Origin of the sequence: Promicromonospora kroppenstedtii DSM 19349, from assembly GCF_000515355.1 — a bacterium.
GTDB lineage: Bacteria > Actinomycetota > Actinomycetes > Actinomycetales > Cellulomonadaceae > Promicromonospora > Promicromonospora kroppenstedtii.
The window spans coordinates 207430-220246 of the sequence record NZ_KI911686.1 but is presented as its reverse complement, the minus strand read 5'-3'; the positions used below and the strand labels follow the sequence as shown (position 1 = coordinate 220246).

General features: G+C 71.6%; 3 protein-coding genes. All 3 read right to left on the bottom strand.

Annotation, left to right across the window (positions count from 1 at the left end; translation table 11 throughout):
* Positions 1 to 130: 130 nt before the first annotated feature.
* On the bottom strand, positions 131 to 1105 hold the full coding sequence (locus tag PROKR_RS15600; protein WP_036964541.1) for an AAA family ATPase: 975 nt from the start codon (positions 1103 to 1105) through the stop codon (positions 131 to 133).
* A gap of 104 nt (positions 1106 to 1209) precedes the next feature.
* Positions 1210 to 7236, bottom strand: coding sequence for an Ig-like domain-containing protein (locus tag PROKR_RS15595; RefSeq protein ID WP_036964539.1), 6027 nt, complete (start codon positions 7234 to 7236; stop codon positions 1210 to 1212).
* Between the two features lie 208 nt (positions 7237 to 7444).
* Positions 7445 to 12778 carry an Ig-like domain-containing protein gene (locus PROKR_RS15590; protein WP_245605843.1) on the bottom strand — a complete coding sequence of 1778 codons (5334 nt, stop codon included), beginning with the start codon at positions 12776 to 12778 and terminating at the stop codon, positions 7445 to 7447.
* Positions 12779 to 12817 lie beyond the last annotated feature (39 nt).

Sequence of the window (12817 nt, the reverse complement as noted above, 5' to 3'; positions counted from 1 at the left end):
GCGGCGAAGGTCACCCAGCCGCGCCGGCCGCGCTGCGCCTGCGCACGGCCCGCGGCGACGACGCCGGCGAGGCCGGTCGGCTTCTCCTGACGTTTCCCGTACCCGGTACCGGACGCCATGCCCGTGGTCGTCATGCCGAGGCCCGCTCCTGCGGCGCGGCGACGTCGGCCATGATCCGGGCCAGCACGACGTCGGGGCGGGCGCCCGCGAACTCGGCCTCCGGGTCCAGCACGAAGCGGTGGGCCCAGACCGGCTGGGCCAGCTCCTTGATGTCGTCGGGCAGCACGTAGTTGCGGCCGTGCGCGGCGGCCCACACCTTGGCGCAGCGCACCAGGGCCAGCGCACCACGGACCGAGACGCCGACGCGCACCTCGTGCGCGTTGCGGGTCTCCTCGGCGAGGCGGGACACGTACTCCAGCACCGCGGTGTCGGTGTGCACGGTCGAGGCGAGGTCAGCCATCTCGGTGACGGCCTTGGTGGTGATGATGGGCTGCAGCGTCTTGCTGCGGTCCTTCACCGAGGCGCCCGACAGGATCTCCACCGTGGAGGCGTGGTCCGGGTAGCCCACCGACGTCTTCATCAGGAAGCGGTCGAGCTGGGCCTCGGGCAGGCGGTAGGTGCCGGCCTGCTCGATCGGGTTCTGGGTCGCGAGCACCATGAACGGGCGGCCGGTCTCGTGGGCGACGCCGTCGACGGTGACCCGGCCCTCCTCCATGACCTCCAGCAGCGCGGACTGGGTCTTCGGCGAGGCACGGTTGATCTCGTCGGCCAGCACGATCGAGGCGAAGATCGGGCCCGGGTGGAAGTCGAACTTCCCGGTCTTCTGGTCGTAGATCGTCACACCCGTGACGTCGGAGGGCAGCAGGTCCGGCGTGAACTGGATGCGGTTGTGCGTGCCCTGCACCGACGCCGCGATCGAGCGGGCGAGCATGGTCTTGCCGGTACCGGGGGCGTCCTCCAGCAGCAGGTGGCCCTCGGCGAGCATGCACGTGAGCGCCATGCGCACCACCGGCGCCTTGCCCAGGACCGCCTGGCCGACGTTGCCGACGAGCCGGTCGAAGGTCTGGGCGAACCAGGCCGCCTGCTCAGGGGTCATCGTGGTCATCTCGTCTATCCCTACTGCTCGTTACTGCTCGTTCGTCGGGTGAAATCTGTGTCGATCATGGCGTGCCCGGCCACCGCGTGCGCGGCGGCCGGGCAGGGATGGTTCTACCAGGTCCTGGCCTCGTAGAGCTTGCCGTCGATGCGGACGGCCACCTGCGTCCCCGGGTACCCGTAGAAGCAGCTGAGCTGGCGGCTGCCGGTGCCCGAGAAGTTCATGCTGTAGGAGCGGTCGGGCGTCAGGATGTTGTGCCAGCCCGACTCGTCGGGGTTGGTGCCCGAGTAGCACTCCACGCTGTGGTTGCCGGCGGGGAAGTCCTGCCAGTTGACGACGAAGTACGCGCACGAGGAGTGCGTGCAGTCACCGTTGCTCACGCCGGAGCCCTTGGTCACCCAGGCCCGCGGGTCCGGAGCCCTGTCCGAGGTCGCTTCGGCGCACTTGCTCGCCTTCTGCCCCTCGGTGTCCGTGACCTCGACACAGGCCCGCTTCGTCGTGCTGTAGCCCGCCGACACCGACTGGGTGCCGTTCGTCGCGGTGCTGTTGAACGCACCCGAGACCACGACCGAGCGGATCGCCCGGCCGTTGGTGGCCCGGCCGTCCCAGGTGAAGGTGACCTTCTGGTCACCGCCGCTGGCGCTGATCGACGGTGTCGGCACCGGGCCGTACGGCGTCACCGCGTTCGACGCCGCGGACCAGCCCGAGCAGGCGTTCGCGTTGCAGGCGCGCACCTGGAAGGTGTACGAGGTCCCGTTGTTCAGGGGTGAGTAGGTGTATGAGGTCGCGTTCCCGGCGTTCTTGCCGTTGGCGCCGTTTGCCTGCACCTCGTACCGGGGGCCGCTGCCGCGGAAGTCCCCGATCGCACCCCAGCTCACGTTCGCCTGTCCGCTCGTGTTGGACCCGAGTGCGGCGTTCGGCTTACCCGGGACGTCCGGCGTGCCGAACGGCTCCACCGCGTTGGACTGGCCGCTGACCGGCGACTTGCCGGCCTTGTTCTCGGCCTGGACGGTGAACGTGTAGCTCGAGCTGGTGCTCAGGTCCTGCACGGTCTGCGAGGTGTCCGAGGTGGTGACGGTCTTCACCTTCGAGCCGTCCTTGTAGACGTCCAGGTAGTACGTCTTGACCGCGTCACCGTTGTTGGCCGGGGCCGTCCACGAGACGTTGATCTGCCCGCCGACGGCGGTGTCCACCCGGCTGGCGTTGGGCGCCGCCGGCTGGGCCGGGGGCGCGGCCGGCGTCTCCGGCGCGGACGGCTCGGACCAGTCGGACGGGTCCGGGGCCGCGTTCTTGGCCTGGACGCGCACCGTGTAGGCCGTACCGTTCTCCAGCCCGGTCCACGTGGTGTTGCCGCCCTGGACACAGGTCTTCTGGATCACGCCGTCGGCCGGGGCCGGGCTGATCTCCAGGTTCACGCACTCGATCGGGGACCGGTCCGTGTACGCCCGGTTCTTCCAGGACACCTCGAGGCTCTTGTCACCGAACACGAGGGTCGGCGGCGCGGGCTGGTCCGGCTTCTCGTCCGGGCGGGCCTCCTTGGAGGCCGGCGAGGGCTCGGACTCGCCCACCTCGTTGGTCGCGGTGACCGTGAACGTGTACTTCACGTTGTTCTTCAGCCCGTCGAACGTGCAGGTGGTCGTGTTGCAGGCGTGCTCCTGACCGTTCTGCGTCCGCAGCGTGTAGCCGGTGATGTCCGCACCGTTGTTGTTCGGCTGGTCCCAGCTCAGCACGACCGTCTCCGACCGCACCTCCTCGACGCGTGGCGCCCGAGGCGGCTCCGGCTTGCCGAGGACCGTCAGCTTGGCGATGCCGTCGACCTCGCGGTCGGGGTCGCCGGTGGCATCCTGCACGCGGTACCGCACCAGCATGGCGCCGTGGAAGTCCTCGGCGGGCGTCACCACGAGCTGGTCGCCGCGGTACTCGGTGGTGCCCGAGCCGGTCTCGACCGTCGGCACGCCCGACAGGGTCAGGTCCTCGCCCGGGAACGGGTTGGTGTCGTTGGCCAGGACGGGGATGGTCGTCGGCTCACCCTGGTGGGCGTCGAGCACGACGTCCTGCGTGGTCTGCACCAGCGGCCGGGTCGAGGCCACGACCTTGACGGTCAGCACGGCGTCGACGGCGGGGTTCTTGCCGTCCGAGACCGTCATCGCCAGCTCCTGCGCGGTGCCCTTCGAGACGGACGGGTCGACCTCGGCCGAGACCGTGTCGCCGGAGACCGACGGCGAGATGCCCTCGACGCCCTTGACCGTGAAGGTCAGCGGGTCCTTGTCGGGGTCCTTCACGTACCGGGAGAGGTCGACCGAGCTCTCCTCGCCGGCCGCGACCTCCAGCACGGGCCGGCCCGTGATCTTGGGCGGCATGTTCTTGGACGGCGTCACGTCGATCGGCAGCGTCAGCACCGCCGTCAGGCCCTCGGGGTCGTCGGGCCCGTCGCCGTCGGTCACCTCGAAGCTGACCGACGCCGCGCCGGCGTAGTCCTCGGCCGAGGTGTAGACGAGCGTGTCCTCGTCGTCGACGACGGCCTTGCCCTCCAGGGCCTTGACCGTCTTCTCCTCGGTGATCCGCGGCTCGGTGCCGTCGCGCACCACCACGTACTCGGCGAGATCGATCGTGAGCGGCTCACCGGAGGTGGCCTTGAGCGGCTCCAGGCCCGGCTTGATGTGCGGCCGCGCCTGGTCGCCCGGCACACGCACGAACGCCTTGGCCTCCAGGCCGTCCATGTCGGTCACGGTGTAGGTGATCACCTGGGCGGACTCGGTGAGCTGCACCTCGAGCAGGCCCTCGTCGGTGATCCGCACGCCCTCCAGGTCGGGGTCGATGCTCAGCTCGAGGTCGGCGGCCACGCCGTCGGGGTCGATGTCGTTGGCCTTCACGTCGACGGTCACGGTCGAGGAACCCTCGACGTCGTCCGAGGTGATGACGTCGTCGTGGGCGATCGGCCGCAGCAGCGGCGCGTTCTGGTCCACGTTCACCGAGATGGCGCCGCTCGCCTTGGCCTTGAAGGTGTCCTGGATGCCGTAGTAGAAGGAGTAGGACCCCTCGTCGTCCGGCGCGGTGACGACCACGTCGTCCTTGACCACCTTGGGGTCCATGTCCCCGGTGCCCTCGAAACCGCTCTCCACCAGGCCGATCTCGTCGCCGTCGGGGTCGGTGTCGTTCTCCAGCGCACGGACGGCGACCGTGCGGCCCGGCCGCACCGTCGTCTCGTCGTCCGCGGCCTGCGGCGGCTGGTTGGTCGCCGGCTTGGGCGTGATGCCCACGCGGACCAGGCCCTCGCCCACCGCGCCACGGGTGTCCGTGACCTGGTAGGTGAAGGTGTCCAGCCCGGTGCCGTCCTCGGCCGCCGTGTAGTCGATGAACCCGTCCACGATCGTCGCGGTGCCCTGCGTGGGGGCGCCGGAGATGGCGCTCAGCGTGACGTAGTCGCCGTCCGGGTCGGTGCCGTCGAGGTTCAGCGGGATCCGAACGGTTCCCTCGGCGAGCACCCGGGCCGTGATGTCGGGCAGCTGGGGCGCCGCGTTCTCCGGGTCGTCCTTGACGACGATGGTGACCTGGGCCGAGTCCTTCTGCCCGTTGGAGTCCACCACCTCGTAGACCGCGTGGTACGTCCCCGCCTCCTGGCCGGCGCGGAACCGCACCGTGTCCTCGGAGACGAAGGCCTCGCCGGCCTCGGCCGGCGGCGACTCCTGCAGCTCGTCCGTCAGGGTCAGCTCCAGGCCGTCCGGGTGGGTGTCGTTCTTCAGCACCGGGATGGTCACCACGTCGCCCACGTGCACGGTCGCCTCGTCCGGGCCCGCCTCCGGCGGGCGCAGCCGGGCCGGCGCCGGGATCGGCACCACGCGCACCTGGCCCGTGGTGGTACCCGCGCCGTTCGCGACGGTGTAGGTGATGGTCACGGGCTCGTCGAGCCGCTTGACCTCGGAGACCTTCAGGATCTGGTGGTTCAGCACCGCGACCTTCACCGGGGCGTCGTCCGGGACGTCCACGCCCTGCACCACGAGCACGCCGCCCGCGGGGTCGGTGTCGTTGGCCAGCACGTCCACCAGCGCCGAGCCGCCGGTCGGGAGCAGCACCTGGTCGGAGACCGCGATGGGCGGACCGGCCTCGTCCGGCGGCTCGACGACGTCCACGCGCACCAGGCCCATGGTCGGCTCGGGGCCGTCGGTGATCTGGTAGGTCAGGTCGTACGAGCCCGGGGAGTCGCTCACGACGCGGAAGGTGCCCGCGCCGTAGTTCGGCGTGATCTCCAGGCCCGCCTTCTCGCCGACCGCCGTCAGGCGCAGCTTGTCGCCGTTGGGGTCGAAGTCGTTCTGCATGGGCCGCACGGTGGCGGGCTCGCCGGCCAGCACCGTCACGTGATCCTGCACGGCGACCGGCGGCACGTTGGTCGCGATCACGTCGACGAGCAGCCGGCCCTGGAACGGCAGCCCCAGCGCGTCGGAGACCGTGATGTCGACGATCTTGCGGCCCGTCGTGGTACCACCGTCGCGGAACTCGATGGTGCCGTCCGGCCGGAACCGCACCTCGTCCAGCGGGTCGGCCGTGCTCGCGTTCGACAGGAACATGTCGTCGCCGTCGGGGTCGGTGAAGTAGGGCAGCACCTTGATGGTGCCCATGCTGTCCTGACCGACCCGCAGCACGGGCTCACCCGACTGGACGGGCGGGTTGTTCTCCTCGAGCGGCACCACCCGGACGTCCACGGACGCCTGGTCGGTACCGCCGCGGCCGTCGTTGACCTCGTAGGTGAACGTGGTGGTGCCGGTCGCGTCCGCCGGCACGTCGGCCTGCAGGGCCGCGCCGTCGAGCACCCGGTTGACCTTGATGTCGCCCTCGGCCTCGCCCTTGACCGCAGCGACCATCACGTCGCCGTCCTTGTCCACGTCGTTGCCCAGCACGTTCAGCACGGTGGTGCGGCCCGGCCGCACACCGAAGTTGTCGTCCTTGGCGACGGGCGGCCGGTTGGCCTTGTCCCGCTGGGCCACGAACTGGTCGACCTGCTCGGGCGTGGTCTGCTCCGACTCGGTCTTCTCGCCCTCGGCGTCCTCGGGCATCTTGAGGTCCCAGTCGTCGACCTTCTCGAACTTGTCGGCGGCCATCCACAGGGAGCCGTTCGCGACGTCGTTCAGGACGATGACGTTGCGGTTCACGCGGTAGGCGAGGCTGGTGCTGGCGTCGATGCCCTCGAGCCGCTCGTCCACGTCGTTGTCGGAGCCCTCGCAGTCGCGGATGACCTGGCCCGAGGTCCAGGCGCCGTACACGCAGCCGCTGAGCTGGACCGGGGCGGACGGCGTGCCCTCCGCCGAGCGGGTGGTCGCGTCGCCGCCGCCCAGCGGCTGGGAGACCAGACCGCTGGGGGTGGCCAGCACCACGTTGTCGGCCTTGTCGGACGGCTGCTGGAGCATGCCCTGCGACGCGTCCTTGATCTCGACGGAGTCGCCGCCCGGCAGCACCACGTTGCCGGTCGACTGGTTCAGTACCACGGGCTGGTCGCCCACGGCCGTGACCTGGATCTTGGCGTCGGCGCTCATGGGCAGCGAGGACTCGTCGGCGTCCTTGGCGGTGCCCTGTGCGCCGGTCGGGACCGTGTACAGCTTGCCGTCGGCCGGGACCGCGAGGAACACGGTGCCTTCCTTGCCGACCGCGAGCGTCCCGCCCTTGCCCACCTTCAGCGTCGGCTTGAGCTTCTTCTCGTCGAACGCGACCGCGCCGTCGAACGGGAGCACCCAGGCCTTGCCGGACTCCTCGTCGTAGACGGCGGTGGTGGCGCCGGCGGCGCCGACCTGCGCGCCCGCGGGGAACTTCATCGTGCCGCGCAGGGTGAGCTGCGCCGGCTCGATGGGGCTCGCGGACGAGTCGCCCACGCTGTCCAGGAGCACGCGCTGCGCGTCCTGCTCCACGTCGAAGCTCGCCGAGTTGGCGAGCAGGGTGCCGTCGAGGGCCTTGGCCTCGTAGTTGAACCGGCCGACCTTGCCGGACGCGGTCTGGGTCACCCAGACGCCCGAGTCGTTCAGCTGGACGTCCGCCGTCGCCTCGCCGTCGTACAGGAGCGCAAAGCCCAGGAGGCCCGCGCCGAAGAGAGTCACCACACCGACCGATGCTGCCGATCTGCGGTTCTCGTACACGCGCGAGACCAAGCTCATGCGTCCTCCTCTTCAACAGACACGCCACCGAAAATTTGCCCGCCCGGACGGCACACACAGGCGCAACGGGAGCACACTACCGGGGGCAAGGGTGAATCGTCGTGGAATTTCAGTGGGCAGGACTACCCATGCCGCCCGTCCAGATTGTAGGAGTCTGTCTGGTAAGCGGCCGGTGTGTCGCAACCGTGTCGAAGCAAATTTCCCGTGGTCACCAGGTCAGTCGGTTGGACGACCCCAGCTGCTGGGTCTCGACCCAGGTCTGAGCTCCCGTGTAGCCGTGCATGCAGTCGGACTGCCCGGACCAGTTGCCGTTGCCGTCCGTACGGAGCGGCACGCCCCAGGCCTGACCCCACCACTCGCCCTGCTCCCAGCGGGGGAAGTAGACCTGCCCGGCCGGCTGGCGCACGGTGGTGAGGCACCGCATGGTGAACGCCGTGTTGGGCTCCCAGCCGGTGATGCTCATGTTGATCCAGCGGCACGCCGAGCCCTGCCGGCAGCCCGACGACGTCGACGCGTCGGCGCCCTTGGAGATGGTGAACGAGCGGTTGGCCGGGTTGGAGTTGGTCCGCCCGCTGCCCGACGCCGTCGTGCCGCACCCGGCCGCGTTGCAGGCCTGCGCCTCCAGGCTGTAGCTCGTGTTGTAGGCGGGCCCGACGTCGACGTTGCCGCCCGACGCGGACATGTTCTGCCAGCCGCCGCCGTTGACGCGGTACCGGATCGAGTCCACGGCCCGGCCGCCGTTGCTCCCCGGGGGCGACACGGTGAACCGGCCCTCGGAGGACGAGCGCAGCGTCCAGCTCACGCCCGGGGCGCCCGGCGTCGTGTACGGGGTCACGGCGCCGGAGCTCGCCGTCCAGGCCGAGCACGTGTACTGGTTGCAGGCGCGCACCTGGAACCGGTAGGCCGTGCCGTTGGCCAGGCCCTTGAAGGTGTACGACGTCGCGGTCCCGGCATTCCCGGGCGTGCCCCCACCGTTCGCCAGCACCTCGTACCGGTGCGCCGGTCCACGGAAGTCGCCCGACGCGATGCCGCTCCAGCGCACGTCGGCCTGGCCGCTCGTGGTGGAGCCGAGCGACGCCGTCGGCGTGCCCGGGACCTGCGGCTTCCCGTACGGCACCTGCGCCGCCGACCGGTCGCTGGCCGGCGAGCTGCCCGCCTTGTTCTCGGCCGTGACCGCGAACGTGTAGGACGCCTCGGCCGACAGGCCCGAGACCACGCGGGAGGTGCCCGTCACCGTCTGCGTCTCGACCTTGGACCCGTTCTCGTAGACGTCCAGATGGTACTGCTCGACCGGGGCGCCGTTGTTGGCGGGCTCGGTCCAGGACACCGTGATCTGCCCGCCGAGCGCGTTGTCGACGCGCTGGGCGGACGGCGCCGCGGGCTTGGCCGGCGGCGCGGCCGGGGTCTCGGGGGCGGAGGCGTCGCTCCAGTCCGAGGGGTCCGGCGCGGCGTTCACAGCCTGCACCGTCACCGTGTAGGCGGTGCCGTTGGCCAGCCCGTCCCAGACGATCGAGCTGCCGGTGACGCAGGACTTCTGGATCACGCCGTCGGCCGGGGCCGGGCTGATCTCCAGGTTCACGCACTCGATCGGCGAACGGTCGGTGTAGGTCCGGTTCTTCCAGGAGACCGTCAGCGCGGAGTCGCCGAACTTCAGCGACGGCGGCTCCGGCTTGTCGGGCTTCTCGTCCGGCCGGGCGTCCTCGGACGGGCCGGACGGCTCCGACTCACCCACCTCGTTGGTGGCCGTGACGGTGAAGTTGTAGACGACGTCGTTCTTGAGCCCGGTGACCGTGCAGGTCGTGGAGCGGCACTCGGTGGTGTCGCCCTTGCCCGACCGCGCGGTGTACCCGGTGATCTCGGCCCCGTTGTCCGCCGGCGGGTCCCACGTCAGCACCACCGTCTCGGACCGCACCTCCTCGACCTGCGGGGCGCGCGGCGCCTCGGGCCGGCCCAGCACCGTGAGGCGCACCGTGCCCTCGACCTCACGGCTGACGTCGGCCGTCGCGTCGGCCACGCGGTACCGCACCACCATGGCACCCACGAAGTCGTCCGACGGCGTCACGACCACCGTGGAATCCGTCGTCTCCACGTAGCCCTGGCCCGTCTCGACCGCGGCGCCGACCACCTTCAGCGGCTCCTCGGGGAACGGGTTGGCGTCGTTGGCCAGCACGTCCACCGTGGCGGCCGCGCCCTGGTGCGCGTCGCGCACCTCGTCCGGGTTGGCCCGCGCGAGCGGGCGCGTCGAGGCCACGACCGTGACGGCGAGCTCGCCGGCGACGGGCGGGTGGCCGCCGTCGGACACGGTGAACGGGACGGTGAAGCGCGTGCCCTTCGGGACGGAGGCCTGCGCCTGCGCGGTGACCGTGGCGCCCTGGGTGCCGAAGGTGACGCCCTCGGCCCCGCCGGTGATCTCGACGGTCAGCGGGTCGCCCTCGGGGTCGACCGCGACGCGCGACAGGTCGAGCGCCGACTCCTCGCCGGCGGCGACCTCGAGCAGCGGCGTGCCCTTGATCTCCGGCGGCTGGTTGCGGCTGGCCCGCACGTCGATCGGGAGGGTCAGCACCGCGGTGCGGCCCTCGGGGTCGTCGGGGCCGTCGCCGTCGGTCACCTCGAAGGTGACCGAGGCCGGTCCCACGTAGTCCTCGTCGGACGTGAACGTCAGCGTGGTCGGGCCCGTGACGTCGCGCGTGCCTTCGACGGCGGTCACCTTCTCCTCGACGGTGAACCGGGGCTCGTGGCCGTCGGCCACCACGACGTGGTCGGCGATGTCGATCTCGAGCGTCTCGCCCGCGAAGGTGCGCAGTGCCTCGACCGGCTGCTTCAGGTGCGGGAGCGAGCCGTCGCGCGGCACCCGCAGGAACGCCTTCGCCGTCAGGTCGTCCATGTCGGTCACGGTGTACGTGAGCACCTGCGGGTCCTCGGTGAGCGCCACGGTGACCTCGCCGCCCTCGCCGAGGGTGACGCCGGCGGGCTGCTCGCCGTCCTCGCCCAGCACGGCGACCGTCAGGTCGGTCGCGACGCCGTCGGGGTCGGAGTCGTTGCGCAGCACGTCCACGGTCACGGTGTCGGACGTGACGTCCGCGGGCGGCACCACGTCGTCGCGCGCGATCGGCCGCAGCAGCGGCGCGTCCTTGGCTGTCTGCACGGTGATCGCGCCGGTGGCGCGGGCCGCGAAGGTGTCCTCGATGCCGTAGTAGAAGGTCTGCGTGCCCTCGTCGCGGGGCGTGGTGACCACCACCAGGTCCTCGACGACCCGGGGGTCCAGGCTCTCGGCGCCCTCGAACGACTTGGGTACCAGGCCCACCTGGTCGCCGTCCGGGTCGGAGTCGTTGGCCAGGGCGTCCACCGCGACGTCGCGGCCGGGACGCACGAGCGTCTCGTCGTCGCCCGCGGTGGGCGGCTGGTTGACCCCCGGCGGCTGGGCGACACCGACGGCGACCGTTCCCTCGGCCGTCGCGCCGCGCGTGTCCGTCACGGAGTACCGGAACTCGTCGGCCCCGGCGGCGCCCTGGGACGCCTCGTACTCGAGGAACCCGTCGACCACGCGGGCCGTGCCCTGCGCGGGCGGCGCGGAGAGTCCGTCGAGCGTGACGTAGTCGCCGTCCGGGTCGCTGCCGTCAAGCGGCAGCGGGATCCGGGTGACCGAGCCCGCGAGCACGCGGGCCGTGGTGTCCGGCGGCTGCGGCGCCGCGTTCTCCAGGGTGTCCGTGATGTTGATCGTGACCTGTGCGGAGTCCTTCTGGCCGTTGCTGTCGCGCACCTCGTAGACCAGGTGCGCCGTGCCGGCCTCGGACCCGGCCCGGAACCGCACGGTGTCCTCGGACACGAAGGCCTCTCCGGTGTCCGGCTCCTCCACGAGCTCCGGCGTGAGCTTCAGCTCCAGACCGTCCGGGTGGGAGTCGTTCTTCAGCACCGGCACGGTGACGATGTCACCCGTGTGCACGGTCGTCTCGTCCGGCGTCGCCTCGGGCGGGCGCAGCTTGGTGGGCGCGGCGATGGGCACCACCCGTACCTGCCCGACGGCGGTCTCCGTGCCGTTGGAGGCCGTGTACCGCAGGGTCACGGGCCGGTCCAGGCGCTCGGTCTCCGCGACCCGCAGCACGTGGTGGTCCAGCACTACGGCGGTGACCTCTGGCGGCGCCTCGACCGATGACGCGACCAGCACGCCGCCACCCGGGTCGGTGTCGTTGGCCAGCACGTCCACCAGCGCGGAACCGCCGGCGGGGAGCAGCACGGTGTCGGCCACGACCACGGGCGGGCCCGCGGCGTCCGGCGGCGGCAGCACGTCGACGCGTACGAGGCCCATCGTCGAGCCCGGGCCGTCGCTGACCTGGTAGGTGATGTCGTAGCTGCCGGGCTCCTGGCTCACGAACCGGAACGTGCCCGCGGCGTAGTTCTCCGTGATCGTGGCCGGTGCCTGCTCCGAGACGCTGACCAGGCGCAGGCGGTCGCCGTTGGGGTCGGAGTCGTTGCGCAGCGGCCGGACCGTGACGGGATCGCCCGCCAGCACGGTGACGTGGTCGGCCACCGCGACGGGCGGCTCCTGGGTGGCGATCACGTCGACGAGCAGCCGGCCCTCGCCCACCTGGTCCAGGCCGTCCGAGACCGTGAGCTCCACGATCTTGCGGCCGGTCGCGGTGCCGCCGTCGCGGAACTCGACGGTGCCGTCCGGGCGGAACCGCACCTCGTCCATGGGGTCCGCGGTGGCCGCGCTGGAGAGGACCAGGTCGTCGCCGTCGGGGTCGCGCCAGAACGGCAGCACCTTGATGGACGCGTCGCCGCCCTGCGCCACGCGCAGCACGGGCTCGCCGGTCGAGACCGGCGCCTCGTTCTCGCTCAGGGGCACCACGCGCACCTTCACGTCGGCGTCGGCGGTACCGCCGCGGCCGTCGTCCACCGTGTAGGTGAAGGTCGTGGTGCCGGTCGCCGTCTCGGGCACGTTCGCCTGCAGCGCCGCGCCGTCGAGCACGCGGTCCACCGAGACGTCGGACGCGCCGGCACCGGCCACCCGGCCCTCGGGGTCGGCGATCGACGCGGTCATCACGTCACCGTCGGGGTCGAGGTCGTTGCCCAGCACGTTCAGCACGGTGGTGCGGCCCGGCCGGACGCCGATCGAGTCGTCCTCCGGCTCCGGCGGGCGGTTCGGCTTGTCCCGCTGGGCCACGAACTGGTCGACCATCTCGGGCGTGGTGGTCTCGGACTCCGTCTTCTCCCCCTCGGCGTCCTCGGGCATCTTCAGGTCCCAGTCGTCGACCTTCTCGAAGTCCTCCGCGGCCATCCACAGCGTGCCCGCCGAGACGTCGTTCAGCACGATCACCTGGCGGTTGACCCGGTAGGCGAGCTCGCCGTCGGCGCCCTCCAGGGTCTCGTCGACGTCGCGGTCGGTGCCGGGGCAGTCCCGGACCACCCGGCCGGTGCCCGACCAGGCGCCGAAGGTACAGCCGCCGAGCTGCACGGGTGCTGCCGGGGTGCCCTGGCCCACGCGCGTGGTGGAGCTCCCGCCCCGCAGCGGCTGGGTGACCAGGCCCTTCGGCGTGGCCACGACCACGGCGTCCGCCTCGCCGGAGGGCTGCTGCAGCCG